Below are 17,448 nucleotides of genomic sequence, written 5' to 3' on the forward strand. Positions count from 1 at the left end.
GCGGAATGACTGCGGCGGCGCTGGGGGCGTACATCGTCTTCGAGGACGAGGCCGGATTCTCGATGACGCCGCCACGCGCCCGCACCTGGGGCCGGCGTGGACACACGCCGGTGGTGCGGGTGCGGGGCCGGTCCTGGCGCCGCTGGTCGATCGCGGCGATGTGCTGCTACAAGCCGGGCGAGACCTCCCGGCTCATCTGCCGGCCGCGCCGTCACCGCAAGCACCGTGGCAAAGGACGTGACACCTTCGCCTGGAGCGACTACCGCGACCTGGTCGTCCGCGCCCACATCCAGCTCCAGGCACCCATCGTGCTGATCTGGGACAATCTCAACACCCACCGGGCCTCCGGAATGCGCGACTACGCGGCCGCACACGACTGGCTCACCATCATCCAACTGCCCTCATATGCACCGGACTTGAACCCGGTCGAGGGCGTCTGGTCACTGTTACGGCGCGGCCCACTGGCCAACACAGCCTTCACCGACGATGAACACCTCGAACGCACCCTCCGCCGGGGCCTGCGCCACATCCAGCTCCGCCCCGACCTGATCGACGGCTGCCTTGCAGGCACCGGACTCACGCTCACCCACCAGCCGACAACAATCCGAAGAGCTCAGTAACGTCTACTTCGGGTGCTGAACACGCCCGTCCCGCCCCGAAGGGACCCCGCGCCATGACCCCATCCGTACTGCCCCGCCAAGATTGTGCGGTGTTGGTGGTGGGAGGCCCGACGACCGTTCTCGACCTCGGCGGCCTGCGTATCGTCAGCGATCCGACCTTCGATGACCCGGGCCCGCACGGCTACCTGACCAAGACCGAAGGTCCGGCCGTCACCGAGGACCAACTGGGCGCCGTGGACCTGGTCCTGGTCAGTCACGACAACCACGCCGACAATTTCGACGACCGCGGCCGCGCCTTCGCCATGGCTGTCCCGCAGCTCCTCACCACGACCGGCGGCGCCGAGCGCCTCGGCGCGCCGGCGATCGGCCTGGCCGCCTGGAACACCGACACCCTCAGCCGTCCGGACGGCGACGGGGAGCTCACCGTCACCGCCGTCCCCGCCGTCACCGCCGTCCACGGCCCCGAAGACGGCGACTGCGACCTCGATGGCAACATCAACTGCCAGGCCATCGGCTTCGTCCGCGCCGGAGAGGGCCTGCCCACCGTCTACATCAGCGGCGACAACGCCTCCCTCCGCACCGTCGCCGAGATCACCCGCAGCATCCCCGGCATCGACGCCGCCGTCCTCCATGCGGGCGCGGCGCGCATCTCCGGCAAGTTCCGCGACCGCGCCGTCAGCCTCGACAGCATCCGCGCCGCCGCAGCGGCCGCCGTCCTCGGCACCCGGGTCAACACCCCAGCGCACTACTCCGGTTGGACCCACTTCACCGAGGGCCGCGACGCCATCGAGCACGCCTTCGACGACGCCGGCCTGACCCCCGTACTCCGCGTCGCCGACCACGGCACGTGGCTGCCCCTGCTGCCCTGACCCCCACCACCCGAAGGAGTTCCAGCATGCCCCTCGTACGCATCGACACGATTCGCGGACGCGGCCCGGAGGCCGTCAGGGCCATCGCCGACGCCGTTCAGCAGTCGCTCATCGACGTGCTGAAGATCCCCGAGCGCGACCGGTTCCAGATCATCACGCAGCACGACGCCGACGAGATCATCGCCCTCGACGCCGGACTCGGCTTCCAGCGCACCCCCGGCACCGTCATCGTCCACATCTTCACCCAGCGCGGCCGCAGCACCGAGGACAAGCGGCGCCTGTACCGCACGCTTGCCGAACGGCTCGCCGGCGTCGGTGTCGACGGCAAGGACCTGTTCGTCAGCTACTACGAGAACGGCCCCGAGGACTGGTCGTGCGCCGACGGCCGCGCGCAGTACGTCGAGGGCGACCTCCCCGTCCCCGGACGCTGAGCGCGCCCCCGCGCCTCGCTTGACCCTGCCCCCAGGGGCAAGGTTTAGCGTGTGAGCGAGGTGATCCAGATGAAGATAGGCGAGCTCGCCCGCCGGGCCGGAGTGACGGCCAAGGCGATCCGGTACTACGAATCACTGGGGCTGATCGCGCCCGGGCGGCTCGCCAACGGCTACCGGGACTACGCGGAGTACGACGTGCGCCTCGCGCGCGAGATCAAGACCCTGCAGCAGCTCGGCATCCCCGTCGAACGCACCCGGCCCTTCCTGGAGTGCCTGGCCGCCGGAAGCGCCTACGCGGACGACTGCCCCGCCTCGCTGGCGAGTTACCGGGAGGCTATCGACGAGCTCACCGGACGCATCGAGGCGCTGGCCGCGCGCCGGGCGACGCTGATCACCCACCTCACCGCCGCGGCACACCGGGGCAGCAGCGTCGCACCGCCCGAGCGGATCGGAACCGGGAGCGAGGACTACCTGACACTGCCCGCGCACTTGCCCGCCCCCGAGGACGACGGTGCCGCGGGCCACCTGAACGGCACCAAGCTGCCGCACCTCACCCTCTCCGACACAGCCGGCCGGGAGATCCGCCTGGACTCGCTCGGCCCCCGCCGCACCGTGATCTACATCTATCCTCTTACCGGCCGCCCCGGCACCGACCTGCCCGAGGGCTGGAACTCCATCCCCGGAGCCCGCGGCTGCACCCCCGAGACCTGCGCCTTCCGCGACCACTTCCGTGACCTCCTGGAAGCGGGCGCGGGCCGCGTGTACGGCCTGTCGAGCCAGGACAGCGACTACCAGACCGAGGTCGTGGAACGGCTCGGACTACCCTTCGACATGCTGTCCGACCCCGCCCTCAGCCTGGCCGACATCCTCGGCCTGCCCACCTTCGAAGGCGGCGGGACCCGGCTGTTCAAGCGGCTGACCCTCGTCGTCCGCGACAGCGTGATCGAGCACACCTTCTACCCGGTCTTCGCTCCGAATGAGCACGCGCAACAGGTTCTGACCTGGCTGCGCGCCAATCCCCTGTAGCCGTAGCCCCGCAGCACGGAGTCGAAAGGCCGCCATGTACATCCCCAAGCCCTTCGCCCCCGACGAAACCGCAGTCCGCACCCTGCTCGACAGCCAGGGCGCCGCTGACCTGATCACCATGACTCCGCAGGGCCTCCTCGCCACCCACCTGCCCTTCGAGTGCGACCCCGACGCCGGCGAACACGGCGCCCTCCTCGGCCACATGGCCCGCAACAACACCCAATGGCGCGAGCCGGTTCAGGGCGAAGCCCTGGTGATCGTCCGCGGGTCCGAGGCATATGTGACGCCGTCCTGGTACACCACCAAGGCCGAGCACCACCGGGTGGTGCCCACCTGGAACTATGTGACGGCGCACGTGTACGGGCGCATGGTCGTCCACGACGACCCTGCCTGGGCCGAGGCACAGATACGCCGCCTGACCGACCGGCACGAAGCGGCCGGCGCCGAGCCCTGGTCGGTCGATCAGGCCCCGACGAAGTTCATCCAGGGGCAACTGCGCGCCATCGTCGGCATCGAGCTCGTCATCAGCCGCATCGAGGCCAAGTTCAAACTCAGCCAGAACCAGCCGCGGGCGAACATCGAGGGGGTCATCGCGGGCCTCGGAGACCGCGCTGAGTCCGAGGACACGGTCGTCGCCGCGGCAGTACGCGCCCACAACCCGTACGCCCAACCCTCCTGAGCAACCGTGCCCGCGTCACCGTGCCGCCCGTGCCACCAGTCGCTTGCGACCTCGTACCTCGTTACCTGCGAGCCACGACCGCGCACCTCACCGCACCGTCCGCACAGGCGCCGGCCGGTTCGAACAACTCATCGCTGCGGACCTTGCGCAAACCGGCCCTGGGCCGAACCGAACCGTCGCTGTGAGGCCAAGTGCGGGGGGTGACGCGGCCAGAGGTTGGTGGCACAGCGATGAGTTTCGGAGGCGTGCTGGGTCTATGTGTACAAGAGCCGCCCGAAGCCCGAAGGACACGTAGGAGATGTGATGAGCAACGTGGTGATGCACAACGTCGATTCCGTGGACGGCTTCATCGCCGATGCGGAGGATCAGGTCGGCCCCCTGTTCGACTGGTACTCCAACGGCGACACCGAACTCGGCGCAGGTGGCAAGGTCTCAGAGGTCTCGGCCGACTACGTCAAGCCGATGTGGGCGAGCATCGGGGCGATGGTGATCGGGCGTCACCTGTTCGACATCACCAACGGTTGGGAGGGGGCACCGCCGGCGGGCGAGCACGTGGTCGTGGTGTCGCACCGGCCCAAGCCCGACGGGTGGCACCCCGAGGCGTCCTGCCACTTCGTCGACGATGTGGCAGAGGCGATCGCGAAGGCCAAGGAGCTCGCAGGGGAGCGCACCGTAGCCGTGGCGGCAGGCGACGTCGGCGGGCAGGCGTTCGTCCTCGGCCTGGTGGACGAGGTGGCGATGGACGTCGTGCCGGTGGTCTTCGGTTCGGGCAAGCGGTACTTCGGGTCGGTCGATGCTCAGCATCTGCTCGAGGACCCGCACGCGGTGATCCAGGGCGATCGGGTGCTGCACCTGCTGTATCGAGTTCGCCGCTAGCGAGTGATGACGCCTTTGGGACGGCACGGGACAGCGACCGCTGAAGAGAGGAACGAACAATCATGTCCACCGCAGAGACCCCGCGGAGCCTCGGCACCACGTCCACCCCGCCTTCTGCGGACACTGAACGGCAGACCGCCGGAGGCAAGGTGCTCTGGCACTTCACGATGTCGCTGGACGGGTTCGTGGCAGGGCCGAACCATACGGTGGACTGGATGACGGGTTTCTCGTTCCGGCCCGGCCTTGTCGAGGAGTATGCCGAGACGACCGGCGCCGTGCTGGGAGGTCGGGATGGCTTTGACGCCTACCCCGATGTCAGCGGCATCTACGGTGGCGCGTGGCAGGGGCCGGTGTTCGTCCTCACGCACCATCCCGACGACGCGGAGCCCGCCGCCGGCGTGACGTTCCTGAGCTGCGATGTGGCGGAGGCCGTCCGGATCGCGCTGGGGGCCGCCGGCGGCAAGAACCTCGAGGTCTTCTCGGCCGCGATCGGCCGACAGCTCCTCGAGCGTGGACTGATCGACGAGATCGACCTGCACATCGTGCCGGTGCTGCTCGGCGACGGGATCCGGCTGTTCGACAATCCTGGAGGCGCTCCCGTACGACTCCAGCTGCTCAACGGCGATGACCACTCGGCCGCGGTGAACGTGCGGTACCAGCCGGTCGCGACCCGATGATTGATGCGAAGGTCAGTGGTCGTAGGAGGTTAGTGAGCGGATGACCGGTTCACCGGTCTCGTGGTTGTGCCAGTTCGAGGGAGTCAGGGCGAGGAGACGCAGCAGGACGGGGACTGTGGCGTTGTGGTTCTCAGTGTCTTCAGCGGCAGCGTCTTCACCGAACTTGCCGTTCGGCGGGCCGTCGTCGTGGGCAGGCACCGGAGCTCGCTGCATGTACCACCCAGGCGAGCTCGGTCAGCTGACGCAGGTGGTGCGGGCGCGCAGGCGGCGCAGCATGCGTGGGTCCTCGAAGCCGACTGAACGGGCGGCGGCGTCGATCGTCGCACCGTGGCTGATGAGGTGCTGGGCGCGCTCGAGGCGGAGGGTCTGCTGGTAGCGCAGTGGGGTGAGCCCGGTGGCGCGGCTGAAGAGGCGGGTGAGGGTGCGTTCGCTCACGCCGACGGCCGAGGCCAGAGCCGGTAGGGGGAGTGGTTGGTCGAAGCGGGCGTCGATGAGGTCCTGGGCGCGGTGCACGGTGTCGTCGAGGTGGGACCGGTGTCGGAGCATCGCGCTGGACTGCGGCTCATGGCCGTTGCGCCGTGCGTAGACCACCATGTCCCGGGCTACCTGCGCGGCGGCGGCCGGGCCGTGTCGGGTGGCGACCAGGTGCAGGGCCAGATCGATGCCGCTGGCGATGCCGGCCGAGGTGATGACCCGGTCGTCGGCGGTGAACAGGACGTCGCGGACGACGACCGCCCTGGGGTGGCGCAGGGCCAGTTCCTCCTGCACGTCGTGGTGGGTGGTGCAGCGCCGGCCGTCGAGCAGGCCGGCCCGGCCGAGCGCCTCGGCTCCGGCACACACGCTGGCCACGGTCCCGCCCCTGGCGTGGTGGTCGCGCAGGACCTGCAGGGAGGCGGCGCTGACGGCGGGGCTGTCGGCCAGGGTGCCGGCTCGCCAGCCGGGCACCACGATCAGATCCTTGGGCCCAAGCTCCGGCCAGTCGAGCCCAGCCACGAGTGACAACCCCTGGGCGGTGGTGACCTGTGACTGCTCGGCGACGTAGGCGAGCGTGTAGGGGTGCCCGAAGTCCGCGGCGGTGGAGAAGACTTGCGCGGGGCCGGCCAGGTCCAGCAAGTGGACTCCGGGCACCAGGAAGAAGACGATGTGGCTCACGATTCGGTCATCATGCCCGAGGTCCGGCCGCGGCCTCCAGCTGGTCGACCGTCGCGATGGTGGCGAAACGTCCGGCGAGGGCGTACTCGGTGCGCCTGATCACCTCTTCGGCGGGCAGGGTGCGAGGGTCGGCCATCAGCTCGGCGACGCTCTGGTCGACGGGAGCGTCGCGGTGCGGGATGGGATTGGTGGCGGTCGCGTCGATGACGAAGGTGACCTGGTAGCCGAGGTCGCTGGCGAGGCGGGTGGTGGTCTCCACGCACTGCTCGGTGCGGATGCCGCAGACGGTGAGCTCCCGGATGCCACGCTCGGTGAGGAGTTGCTGCAGGTTGGTGGTGGTGAAGGCGTTGTGCGAGGTCTTCTGGATCAACGGCTCCCCGTCCGCCTGTTCCAGTTCCTCCATCAGCCGGACGTGGCCGAGGGCGGGGTCGAAGACATCGCCGGTGCCGGGCTCGGAGTGCAGTATCCACACCACCAGGTCTCCCGCCTGGCGGGAGAGCCGGACCAGGCGGTTCACCTGGTCGGCGATCTTCAGGTCGGAGGTGGTTTCCCACAGCGGACGGGCGCGGAAGGACTCCTGGACATCGATGACGATCAGTGCTCGGGTCATGCCCCAAGCCTGAGCTGCGCGCGCGGGGCGACGACAGGCCGCATCGGGTCCGGCAGCGGACTGATCCGGTCATCAGTTGGTCAGGTAGTTGAGCGCAACCGAGGCCGGGGCGATGAGGAACTCGATGTTCGTCGCCGGCTGCAGCGGCGGAGCTTGCCGAAGTCGTTCATCCACACGGCTGGCCACGTGCCCGAACCACCGGGGTACACCTGCGTCGCTCCCATGCGCCGGCCTGAGGCGCTCCACCCAAGCGCCGCCGCCGGGCTGGCCGTTGAAGTCCTCTATGGCAGTAACCTGTCGCCGGGTCTGGTGGCACGTGCGCACCGGCCACGGGTCAAGAGCGACCGCCCGCTCGTCCGCTGCAACCGTCGGCTGGAGGCGGCCCCATCTACTCCTGTTCGAATTGACACAGGGCTACCGGGACCTCGTACTGAACTTCAGGGACTTTTGATCACAAGTTCCCTGTGGTGGGGGCCATCATCCGCAATCTCTCCCCTCTCAGTGAGGCGCCATGACGGTGCAACAACAGCAAGCCCCGATCCCGACGGTTCTGGTCTACGAGGACGACCCTGGGTTTCCTCCGCAGGTCACCATGCCTGTACCGCATCCCGTTCCACAGCTCGACATACAACCCTTCTCGACGGCCATCGCGGAGGCCGCGCCCCAGCCCGTGAGGACCACGGGGTTGTCCGGGTCGTCGTCCAGGCCGACGAAGCCGAGGTCACCGATGGCACCCAGCTCGACGGCCCGCAGGCGGCCAGCTTGCGCAGCCAGCCCCGCTCGGCCAGTCGGTTCAGCTTCGAGCGCATCGCCTCCGAGCGGGCCGGCTCTTTGGACATCCCCAGCTCACCGCAGACCTGCTTGACCATAACCGGCGTATCCGCCCGTCGCACCACGTCCATGATCTGCTGGTATTCCTCCGGCAGTACCGTCTCGTCGGTGCCGCGCTCGCGCTGCGGCACCAGCAGCACCGCGCGGCCCGCGATCTGGCCGACACCCCCAGGCGTCGTCCTGGTTTCGGCGTGCAGCTGCTCGGCCAGCCGACGCGCGACCCGCTCGGCGACGGTGAGTTCCTCGAGCTCGTCGCGCACCTCTTGAAGCTGCTGGCTCAACTTCTCTGCCTGCAGCTCCAGTTCGACCCTGCGGGCCGTGATCAGTCCATGAAGGTCCGGTTCCGCATCCCTGGCCACCTGATGCACCTCCCGCCCGGTTCGTACGGACAGGTACCTCGCTCACGCCGGGAAATCCGAGGATCCCTGATCACCGAAACGGTAGACGACGCGGGGGTTCTGCGCGGCGTTCGCCGGACTTGATCAGCGGTTGGAAGACTGGGCGTACCGGAGGGCCAGACGTTCCTGATCAGCCCGGACGGCGAGTACGACGTCCTGTTGAGACGTGGGCGGGCCGGCCCGGAGCATCTGCTCTGGGCCGGCCCGCCCACGCAATATCAGCTTGCGGTGGGCACCGGGTCGCGGGTTGGTTCGGGCATCGCCTCGGGTGCGGGCGTCTGCTTCGGATCGGGCTCGGCTGTCACCGCGGAGGGAGCGGGGGTGGGGGCGTAGGGGATCTCTCCGCGCAGGACGGCCTTGGCGCGGTCCTCGTCCAGCTCGCCCTCCCACCGGGCGACAGCCAGAGTGGCGACGCCGTTGCCGACCAGGCTGGTCAGGGCGCGGGCTTCGGACATGAACCGGTCGACGCCGAAGATCAGCGCGAGGGCGGCGACCGGGACGTGCGGGACAGCGCTGAGGGTGGCGGCCAGGGCGATGAAGCCGGAGCCGGTGACGCCTGCGGCGCCCTTGGAGGTGAGCAGCATGACGGCGAGCATGGCCAGCTGCTGGGTGAGGCTGAGGTCGATGCCGAGAGCCTGGGAGAGGAAGACCGAGCCCATGGTCAGGTAGATGGCGGTGCCGTCGAGGTTGAAGGAGTACCCGGCGGGCAGCGTGATGCCGACGACCGGTTTCGAGGCGCCCGCGTGCTGGAGCTTGGCCATCATGCGCGGCAGGACGGGCTCGGTGGAGGAGGTGCCCAGGACGATCAGCAGTTCTTCCTTGATGTAGCGCAGGAAGGGCAGCAGTCGCAGTCCGTTCAGGCGCATCACGGTCCCGAGGACGACCAGGACGAAGAAGAGGGCGGTCAGCCAGAACGAGCCGACCAGCAGGGCCAGGTGGCGCAGGGTGCCCAGGCCGTAGTTGCCGATGGTGAAGGCCATTGAGCCGAACGCGCCGATGGGGGCGAGCCGCATGATCCAGCGGATGAGCGTGAACAGGACCGTGGAGAACTTCTCGATGCGCCGGGCGATGCTCAGGCCGGCCTCTCCGCTGGCGTGCAGGCCGAATCCGAACAGCACCGACACCAGCAGCACCGGCAGGATCTCGTTGCCGGTCAGGGCGCTGACCAGGGTGGCCGGGATGATGGCGAGAAGGAACTCGGCGAAGCCCTCGTGGGCCGTGGTCGCCTCCGGTGGCAGGCCCTTGGTGGACAGGGTCGAGAGGTCGATGTGCAGACCGCTGCCCGGCTTGACGACGTTGACGACGACCAGGCCGATCACCATGGCCACGGTGGTCAGCACCTCGAAGTAGACCAGAGCCTTCAGGCTCACGCGGCCGACTGCGCGGGCGTTGCCCATGGAGGCGATGCCGTGGACGACCGTGCAGAAGATGATCGGCGCGATGAACATCTTCACCAGCGCGATGAAGCCGTCGCCGAGCGGCTTGAGGTCAGTGCCGACGGACGGCCACAGCCCGCCCACGGCGGCGCCGAGGAGGACGGCTATCAGGCACTGGATGTAGAGGTGGGACAGCATCCGGCGGATGCGGCCCGGTGGTGCGGTGACGGTACCCGGGGCGGCGTCGTTGCGGCTCATGCGGGGCGTCCTTCCAGGACGGGAACGAGGAGTTCGGCTCGGGCGATACGCCGGGCGGCGCGGTGCAGCAGCACCGTGGGGGACGCGCTGTCCGGTGCGGGGACGGCTTGGGTGGTGACCACGCCGGCGGGGGTGCCCAGGCGCAGCGTGCCGTCGGCGTTCTGCCGGGCGACGCGGTGGGCGAGGGTGCCAGGGGTGGCGGCGGCGGTGGCCAGGGCCACGGCGGAGGTCAGGCCGATCGCCGGGTGCGGGGCGTGCATGGAGACCATGCGCACGGCCAGGTCGTACTCGTCCTGGTTGACGAGTATGCCCTGTGTGGTGCGATAGGGGGCGGGGCGGGCGACGATGCCTGCTTTCGGCACCGCGTGGCTGACCGGATCGCCCTCGCGGGCCAGGCCCATGGCCAGCGCTGCCTGGCGGCGCAGCAGTGTCAGCGCGGGCACTGCGGTGGCGAACGCGGTGAGGGATTCCGTGCCGTCGAGGCCGAACGCCTTGGCCTCGAACAGCACGGCCGGCGCGCCGGCGTCCACCAGGGATGCCTCGACGGGACCGTCCGGGCCGGTCAGCTCGTCCAGTGCCCGGCCGGTCGGCAGTGCGCGGCCGGTCGTCGAGCCCACCGGGTCCTGAAACCCGAGCAGGACCGGCACGCCCGGCGCCAAGGTACCCGGCACCACGGCCGTGCCCTCCTCCGGGGCCACGCCCGCGGGGGTGGGGATCGTGCCGGTGAGGCGGGCCCCGGTGTTGACGTTGAGCATGCGGACCGTGGTGGTGTCCGATGCGATCGGCACGAGATCGTGGTGGACGGCGTACAGGGCCACGGCGGTGGCGCAGTTGCCGCAGTTGCTGGCCCACTCCACGCGCTCGTCGCCGATACCCACCTGCGCGAAGGCGTACTCGACATCCACGCCGGCCTGGGTCGACGCCTGTACGACGGCGGCCTTGGAGGTGGTGGAGGAGGCGCCGCCCACGCCGTCGATCTGGCGGGGGTCGGCGGCGTTGAAGGCAGCGAGCAGGAGGGCATCGACGTCCACGCCCGTGGCGGCCACGTCGCGGTGGTCGAAGATCCAGCATTTGCTGGTTCCTCCGCGGATCATCTCGCCCTGCAGACGCAGCACAACTGACTCCTCACAGCCATGGAAGGGGAAGTCCACCGACGGTCTCGCCGTGCGTGGTGTCCTCCACGGTGGGTTACGGCAGCGTGAAGTACAATCTCGGAAATCTGCATGGCTATTAAGGTGAAGTGAACGCTGGAGGTGGCGGCATGCTCGACGTCCGGCGCATCCTGTTGTTCACGGAGGTCGCCCGGCGTGGCTCGGTGACCGCGACGGCCCGCGCCCTCAACTACACCCCGTCAGCGGTATCGCAGCAGATCAGCCGCCTGGAAACGGAGGCAGGCCAGCCCCTGCTGGAACGCCACGCCCGGGGTGTCACCCTCACCGACGCCGGACGGGCGCTGGCCGAGCGAGGGCAACGGATCGCACGCGAACTGCAGGCCGCGGAAAACGAACTCGCCGACTATGCCGGCCTGCGCGCGGGCACCCTGCGCATCGGCACCTTCCCCACCGTCGGCGCCTCGCTCCTTCCGCAGGCCGTGATCGCCTTCCGGGACGCCCACCCTGACGTACGGCTGACCGTCCGCAGTGCCCGCATTGCCGGACTCCGGACGATGCTGGAGAACCGGGAGATCGAAATGTCGCTGATGTGGGACTACGGCTGGAGCCGAATCGACAGGGAGGACATCGTCGTCACCCCTCTCCTCGATGACCCGCCGGCCCTTCTCGTCAGCGACCACCATCCACTCGCCGGCCGCGACGCCGCCTCACTCGCCGACTTCGCACACGACCCCTGGATCACCCGCGCCGAACATCACCCGGTGGCCGAAGCCCTCGTCCGCGGCTGCCGCGCCGTCGGCTTCGAGCCCCAGATCGCCTACGAGGCGCACGATTACCAGGAAGCCCAGGCCATGGTCGCCGCCGGCATCGGCGTCGCCCTCGCCCCCACCCTGGCCCTGGAGGGCATCCGACCCGGAGTCAAAGTCCAGCCTCTCCAGCCGCCGGCCCCCATCCGCCGCATCCTCCTGGTTCGCATGGCCGACCACTCGCTCACCCCCGCCGCCCTGACCTTCGCCGGACTCCTCCGCGACGCCGCTGCGGCCCGAACCCTCTGACACCGAACCACTTGGGCCCACCACCCGCATGTGCGCCGCACGACGAGCACCTCGTGCGCGCCTTCGAGGAGGGCCTGGTCGCCACGCAACCCGGCGCCGCGCCCGAACGTGAGCGGGGTGTGCAAGCGACGTGGCCGGAGGCGGCTGCGGTGAAGGGCGACGCAGAACCGGCTTTGGTGTGTCGCAAACGGCGCTCCGAGCGGTGGGTCAACCCCCGTTTGTTCATCCAAGCGACATCAGAAGTACGCCTGAGAAGCACTTGCAGCGGAGGAAAAGGCTGCATTGTCTGGTTTCAGGCACCCGTATCCCAGCACAGAAAGTCAGCCAACATGGTCGAGATCCTTGCAGCTGTGGCAACGAAGATCGCCGTTGCGCTCGCCGAGGCGATCATCCTGCGCCTCGCGTGGGAGCTGTGGGCCGCTTACTCACGCTCTCTGCGTCCGGCCTTCATACCGGCCGCCGCATAACGGCCCGACGCCCGGCAGCGCTCACGCTACCGCGCGCCATTGGGTTGTGGCTTCGTCCGGCGGCCTCCCTTGCTGAGCGACCGCCCCAGGCGCCACTGGACCCTTATGCCTGGTCGCCTCCGCCGTGCTTCTCCTTTCGCCCACTGCGTACCAGCCAGGTGGCTCCGCCGACCGCCAGGGCGACCGGCCATTCCAGAGCCCCGGCCACGGCCATTGCTCCGAGGCCTCCGTAGAACGCGAGATCCTTGGCGGGCGGCATGGCGGGCATACGGTTCGTCGCAGCCTGGGCCGAGGTCGTCACTTCTTCCTTGGTGAAGTACGGAATCGGCACCGGAGGATGCAGTGTGCGCATGTGCAGGTGCAGACCCGCGCCATCGCGCGCATGGGTTTCCTGTGGGGTGTTCTCCACTGACTTGGCCATCCCCCCTCCTCCCTTCATCGGAGTCGGTGTGGTGTGCCTCTTCAATTCTCGCGCGCTTCCGGTGGCGTGTGCGCGTTGGAGGGGTTGCGATGGAAAGAGGGGGTCCGGTCTACCCGTGCACGCGGAGGGAGTGTCGGGCCGCAGGGAGCTGGTGATGCGCTGTGGCGCTGACGGGACGCGGACTGCTGCGGGCCGTGGTGTCGTCCGCGGCCCGTGCGCTGGAGGACGAGGCCCGGGCACGCGTACGCGTCTTCGGAAGGCGTGCGCACGTCGCCGTACGAGGTTTGCGCCCCGGTGACCTGCCCGAGGCCGCGGCGACGAAGCTGGCCGAGGACGTCGAGCGGTGCCTCGCCGCCCTGCCCTCGGTGGACTGGGCCGTGGTGAACACCGTGCTCGGTCACGCCGTCGTCGGCACCGAGGCCGGGTTCGAGACCGAAACGATCGCGGATGCACTGGTCGAGGCGGTCGAGGCAGTCGAAGAAGCCCACGGTGTCACGCATCCGCTGTCCGAGCATCCCGTGTCGGGTGGGGCGGTCCGCCGGTCAGCCTCGGCCATGGCCCTGCACCTGGCGGCCGCACCCTTGGCGGCGTTGGCCGGCCTGACGGGCCGCACCCCCATCCCTGCGGGCATCGCGGCGCTTGCCCCGCTCGTCGACGCCCACCCCCGACTGCGGTGTCTCGTGGAGCAGGCGGTCGGCCACCACAACGCCGGAGCGCTTCTGGCCTCGCTCGCCGCGCTGGGCCAGGCCGGCTCCGGCGGTCTCGCCGGGGTCGGCGTGGACACTCTCCGGCATGCCCTGAGCGCGATGGAGGCCGACGCGGAGGCCGCCGCCTGGGCTGCGGCCGAGCCGCGCCTCGCGGGCAGCGCCGCCGCCGGGGCCCATCGCACGGCGCCCGCGCCGCCTCCCCGCGAGACGCGGCTGAAGCCCGGGCCCATCGAGCGCTACGCCGACCAGGCACTCGCCGTGGCGGCGGCGTCGTACGCCGGATCGCTGCTGGTCACCCGGAGCCCCGGGCGGGCCGCCGGTGCGGCGCTGGCGGCGATCCCGAAGGCGCCGCTCCTGGCGCGCGAGGGCTTCGCGTGCGCTTTCGGCCGGGGGCTGGCCCGCCGGGGAATCGTCGTGGCCGACCCTGGGGCGCTGCGGAGGCTGGACAGGATCGGCACCCTATTGCTGGACACGGACGCACTGACCACCGGTTCCCATCGGCCGGCCGATCTGGTCGCCCTCGACGATGACGCGCCCGCGGGTGAACTCGCCGCGACGGCCCACCGGCTCTTCGACGGCTCCGACCCGGAACGCGTACAGCGGGACGGGGAGTGGGCGCTGGGGCCGGTCGACCGGCTGGCGTTGCAGGGGCGAAACGGGAAGCGAGCCCGGGAGCGTCTGCGGCAGGAGGGTGCGCGGCTCGTGCTGGGACTGGCGCAGGGAGAGCGCCTGCTCGCCGTGATCAGCGTGCTGCCCGAGATGCACGACGCCGCGAGCTCCTTCGTCCCGGCCGCGCATGCGGCCGGGCTCAAGGTCGTGGCGGCGGGTACGCACACCGCCGACGCGTCCGTGCGGGAGGCCGACGCGGTCAGTGCGGGAGGCGGCGATCGGTTGCTCGAGTCCGTACGCGCTCTGCAGCGCGACGGCGACGGCGTGCTGCTGCTCTCGCACGACCGGCACGCGCTCCTGGCCGCCGATGTCGGCGTGGGCTTTGACGACCCGCAAGGGACGCCGCCCTGGGGCGCGGACCTGTACCTGGACGGCGATCCCGCGTCGGCCGTGGTGATCGTGGAGGCCTGCCGCACCGCGCGGGACACCGCGCGCCGGGGCGTGCGGCTCGCCCAGGCCGCGGCCGTGGTCGGCGCGACGGCGGTGCTGGCGGGGCGGGCGCGGCGGCCGGCCGCTCGGGGCGTGACGGCGTTCAATGCGGCGGCTGCACTGGGCACCGCGATCGGTGTTTGGGCGGCGGTACGGCTGCTGCGGCGGCCCCCGCCGCTGACCACCTCGCGGCACCCGTGGCATGCCATGGACCCGGCCACCGTGCTTGCCAGGACCGGTGGCAGCGAGGGCGGGCTGACGGCCGAGGAGGCAGGGGCGCGGGCCACCACCACCGGTGAGCAGGCACCGACGCCGTCGCTCGGCCGGGCCTACCTGTCCGAGATGGTGAACCCGCTGACGCCTGTCCTCGGCGCCGGGGCGGCCATGTCGGCGTCGGTGGGCGCCGTCCTCGACGCCGTGGTCATCGTGGCCGTCACCGCTCTGTCCGGGCTCCTCGGCGGCTTCCAGCGGTACCGTACCGACCGCGCGGTCGGTCAGCTGCGGCGGGAGTCGGCCGTCATGGCCAACGTGGTGCGGGACGGGGAGGAGACCATTGCCCCCGCCGAGGAGCTGGCCGTGGGCGACGTGGTGAACCTGAACCCGGGTGACGTGGTGCCGGCGGACGGCCGCCTGCTCGAGGCGCATCACCTGGAGGTCGACGAATCCGCGCTGACCGGCGAGTCGCTGCCGGTGGCCAAGGACGTGGCGCCCGTTCTGGCCTCGGACCTCGGGGACCGTACGTCCATGCTCTACGAGGGCACCACCGTGGCGGCCGGCCGCGGCCGCGCGGTCGTCATCGCGACCGGCACGGCCACCGAGGCGGGCCGTGCCGCGGTGGGCGGGCGGGGCGCGGCGCCCCCCGCCGGGGTCGAGCGCCGACTCGCCCGGATCACCCGTACCACGCTGCCGGTGGCCCTCGGTTCGGCGGCTGCCGTGGTGGCGGCGGGCATGCTGCGCGGGCGCCCCACCCGGGACACCGTCGGGGCGGGTGTGGGGCTGGCGGTCGCCAGCGTGCCCGAGGGACTGCCGTTTCTGGTCTCTGCCGCCCAACTCGCCTCCGCCAGAAGGCTTTCCGCGCGCGGAGCCCTGCTCAGGCATCCCCGCACCATCGAGGCAGCCGGCCGCGCCGACGTCCTGTGCTTCGACAAGACGGGAACCCTCACCCAGGGGCGGATCTCCCTCGTCGCCGTTGCCGCCGACGGCGACAGCCGCCCCCTCGAAAGGCTCGAGGACGAGCAGCGCGCCGTCCTTGCCGCGGCGCTGCGGGCGACACCACGCCCGCACAACGGCGGAGAACTGGAACACGCCACCGACGGCGCGGTCACCGAGGGCGCTCAGGAGGCGGGAGCGAGCCGGACTACGGCCGCACCGGGCTGGCGACGCACCTCCAGCCTGCCGTTCGAACCCAGTCGTGGCTTCCACGCCACGCGGGGCCGCTGTGGCGAGCGGCGGATCCTGTCGGTGAAAGGGGCACCGGAGGAGGTCGTGGAGCGCTGTGCCACCCACGACGGCCGACCCCTGGACCGCAAGGGCAGGAAGGCCATCCTCGCAGCCGGCGAGAAGCTGGCGGCCAAGGGCCACCGGATCCTCGCGGTCGCCGAACTCCCGGACGCGCCCGGCGGCAAGCTCACCGACGAGGCAGTGGACGGCCTCGACTTCCTCGGCTTCCTCGCCTTCGCCGACCGGGTGCGCGGCACCGCCCGCGACGCGGTGCGCCGACTCGCGGACGCCGGGGTGCACATCGTGATGATCACGGGAGACCACCCGGGCACCGCCGAGTCGATGGCCCGCGAGCTGGGTGTCCTGGACGGCAGACGGGTGGTGACAGGAACCGAACTCGACGACCTGGACGACCGCGCCCTCGACAGGCTGCTGTCCGACGTCGGTGTCGTCGCCCGCGGCACCCCCGTGCACAAGGTCCGCGTGGTGCAGGCGTTCCAACGCCTGGGCCGTACGGTCGCGATGACCGGCGACGGCGCCAACGACGCGCCCGCCATCCGGCTCGCCGACATCGGGATCGCCTTCGGAACACGGGCCACGCCGGCCGCGCGTGCGGCGGCCGACCTCGTCGTCACGGACGACCGGCTGGAGACGGTGCTCGCCGCGCTGGTGGAAGGCCGCGCGATGTGGGCCTCCGTACGGCAGGCCCTGGCGATCCTGGTCGGCGGCAACCTCGGCGAGATCGCCTTCACCCTCCTCGGCGCGGCCGCCACCGGGACCTCGCCCCTGACCGCCCGCCAGCTCCTGCTCGTCAACCTCTTCACCGACCTGGCCCCGGCCATGGCCGTCGCCCTGCGCCCTCCGAAGCCCGAGGCCGCCGAACGCATGCTCCACGAAGGACCCGAAGTCTCGCTCGGCACGGCTCTGAGCGAGGAGATGGTGTGCCGCGCCGTTGCCACCACCCTGGGCGCCACGGCCGGCTGGCTCGCCGCGCGGTTCACCGGCCGCGCCACCCGCGCCCGCACCGTCGCCCTGGTTGCGCTCGTCGGCGCGCAGCTCGGCCAGACCCTCCTGGTCGGGGGCCGCAGCAGAGCGATCGTCATCTCCTCGCTCGGCTCCCTGGCGGCACTGGCGGCCGTCGTCCAGACCCCCGTCCTCAGCCACTTCTTCGGCTGCACACCCCTCGGTCCCATCGCCTGGAGCATCGCCCTGTCCGCCGCGGCCGGGGCAACGGTCAGCTCACTGTTCCTTCCACCGCTGATCGCGCGCGTCCACACAGCGCTTCGTGACCAGCGATCGGCCCTATCCCAGTCGTAGCCGATTGCCGATGACCGTCGTGCGGTAA

At 70.7% G+C, this 17,448-nt stretch carries 17 protein-coding genes; 10 read left to right on the forward strand and 7 right to left on the reverse strand.

What is annotated here, in order from left to right:
* Positions 1 to 5: 5 nt before the first annotated feature.
* From ACIBK0_RS38110 to ACIBK0_RS38140, 7 genes are all read left to right on the forward strand, one after another.
* Positions 6 to 620 (forward strand): IS630 family transposase, encoded by a 615-nt coding sequence (locus ACIBK0_RS38110; RefSeq protein WP_399090606.1) that lies wholly within the window; start codon positions 6 to 8, stop codon positions 618 to 620.
* 53 nt (positions 621 to 673) lie between these two features.
* The gene (locus ACIBK0_RS38115; protein ID WP_399090322.1) at positions 674 to 1,489 is read left to right on the forward strand and encodes an MBL fold metallo-hydrolase; all 816 of its coding nucleotides are present in this window, start codon (positions 674 to 676) and stop codon (positions 1,487 to 1,489) included.
* Positions 1,490 to 1,515: 26 nt separating this feature from the next.
* Entirely contained in the window at positions 1,516 to 1,920 is a 405-nt protein-coding gene (locus tag ACIBK0_RS38120; protein WP_399090324.1) for a tautomerase family protein, read from the forward strand.
* Positions 1,921 to 1,989: 69 nt separating this feature from the next.
* Positions 1,990 to 2,946, forward strand: coding sequence for a MerR family transcriptional regulator (locus tag ACIBK0_RS38125; RefSeq protein ID WP_399090609.1), 957 nt, complete (start codon positions 1,990 to 1,992; stop codon positions 2,944 to 2,946).
* Positions 2,947 to 2,980: 34 nt separating this feature from the next.
* Positions 2,981 to 3,625, forward strand: a complete 645-nt coding sequence (locus ACIBK0_RS38130; protein ID WP_399090327.1) for an FMN-binding negative transcriptional regulator — start codon at positions 2,981 to 2,983, stop codon at positions 3,623 to 3,625.
* Between the two features lie 303 nt (positions 3,626 to 3,928).
* On the forward strand, positions 3,929 to 4,501 hold the full coding sequence (locus ACIBK0_RS38135; protein ID WP_399090330.1) for a dihydrofolate reductase family protein: 573 nt from the start codon (positions 3,929 to 3,931) through the stop codon (positions 4,499 to 4,501).
* 62 nt (positions 4,502 to 4,563) lie between these two features.
* Positions 4,564 to 5,178, forward strand: coding sequence for a dihydrofolate reductase family protein (locus tag ACIBK0_RS38140; RefSeq protein WP_399090333.1), 615 nt, complete (start codon positions 4,564 to 4,566; stop codon positions 5,176 to 5,178).
* 12 nt (positions 5,179 to 5,190) lie between these two features.
* Here ACIBK0_RS38140 and ACIBK0_RS38145 read toward each other — a convergent pair whose 3' ends face one another.
* From ACIBK0_RS38145 to ACIBK0_RS38170, 6 genes are all read right to left on the reverse strand, one after another.
* Positions 5,191 to 5,376 (reverse strand): hypothetical protein, encoded by a 186-nt coding sequence (locus tag ACIBK0_RS38145; RefSeq protein WP_399090336.1) that lies wholly within the window; start codon positions 5,374 to 5,376, stop codon positions 5,191 to 5,193.
* Between the two features lie 36 nt (positions 5,377 to 5,412).
* A complete protein-coding gene (locus ACIBK0_RS38150) occupies positions 5,413 to 6,330 on the reverse strand; it encodes a GlxA family transcriptional regulator (RefSeq protein WP_399090339.1) in 918 nt (305 codons plus the stop codon).
* Between the two features lie 10 nt (positions 6,331 to 6,340).
* A complete protein-coding gene (locus ACIBK0_RS38155; RefSeq protein WP_399090342.1) occupies positions 6,341 to 6,940 on the reverse strand; it encodes an isochorismatase family protein in 600 nt (199 codons plus the stop codon).
* A gap of 587 nt (positions 6,941 to 7,527) precedes the next feature.
* The gene (locus ACIBK0_RS38160) at positions 7,528 to 8,139 is read right to left on the reverse strand and encodes a hypothetical protein (RefSeq protein ID WP_399090344.1); all 612 of its coding nucleotides are present in this window, start codon (positions 8,137 to 8,139) and stop codon (positions 7,528 to 7,530) included.
* Between the two features lie 248 nt (positions 8,140 to 8,387).
* Positions 8,388 to 9,803 carry a C4-dicarboxylate transporter DctA gene (gene dctA / locus ACIBK0_RS38165; RefSeq protein ID WP_399090347.1) on the reverse strand — a complete coding sequence of 472 codons (1,416 nt, stop codon included), beginning with the start codon at positions 9,801 to 9,803 and terminating at the stop codon, positions 8,388 to 8,390.
* Complete coding sequence (locus tag ACIBK0_RS38170) at positions 9,800 to 10,918, reverse strand: PrpF domain-containing protein (protein ID WP_399090350.1); 1,119 nt, start codon at positions 10,916 to 10,918, stop codon at positions 9,800 to 9,802. Before ACIBK0_RS38170 ends, dctA begins: the two co-directional genes overlap by 4 nt.
* A gap of 146 nt (positions 10,919 to 11,064) precedes the next feature.
* Here ACIBK0_RS38170 and ACIBK0_RS38175 point away from each other — a divergent pair, with 146 nt between their 5' ends.
* Together ACIBK0_RS38175 and ACIBK0_RS38180 are read left to right on the forward strand one after the other, a co-directional pair.
* Positions 11,065 to 11,970 carry a LysR family transcriptional regulator gene (locus tag ACIBK0_RS38175; protein WP_399090612.1) on the forward strand — a complete coding sequence of 302 codons (906 nt, stop codon included), beginning with the start codon at positions 11,065 to 11,067 and terminating at the stop codon, positions 11,968 to 11,970.
* A 53-nt stretch (positions 11,971 to 12,023) separates the two neighbouring features.
* The gene (locus ACIBK0_RS38180; protein WP_399090353.1) at positions 12,024 to 12,437 is read left to right on the forward strand and encodes a hypothetical protein; all 414 of its coding nucleotides are present in this window, start codon (positions 12,024 to 12,026) and stop codon (positions 12,435 to 12,437) included.
* A gap of 103 nt (positions 12,438 to 12,540) precedes the next feature.
* On the opposite strand, the gene ACIBK0_RS38185 is transcribed toward ACIBK0_RS38180, so the two are convergent.
* Complete coding sequence (locus ACIBK0_RS38185; RefSeq protein ID WP_399090356.1) at positions 12,541 to 12,858, reverse strand: hypothetical protein; 318 nt, start codon at positions 12,856 to 12,858, stop codon at positions 12,541 to 12,543.
* A 161-nt stretch (positions 12,859 to 13,019) separates the two neighbouring features.
* Between ACIBK0_RS38185 and ACIBK0_RS38190 the strand changes: the two genes are divergently transcribed.
* The gene (locus ACIBK0_RS38190; RefSeq protein WP_399090359.1) at positions 13,020 to 17,420 is read left to right on the forward strand and encodes an HAD-IC family P-type ATPase; all 4,401 of its coding nucleotides are present in this window, start codon (positions 13,020 to 13,022) and stop codon (positions 17,418 to 17,420) included.
* Positions 17,421 to 17,448: the final 28 nt, after the last annotated feature.

This window comes from Streptomyces sp. NPDC050564, assembly GCF_044457265.1.
Taxonomy (GTDB): Bacteria; Actinomycetota; Actinomycetes; order Streptomycetales; family Streptomycetaceae; genus Streptomyces.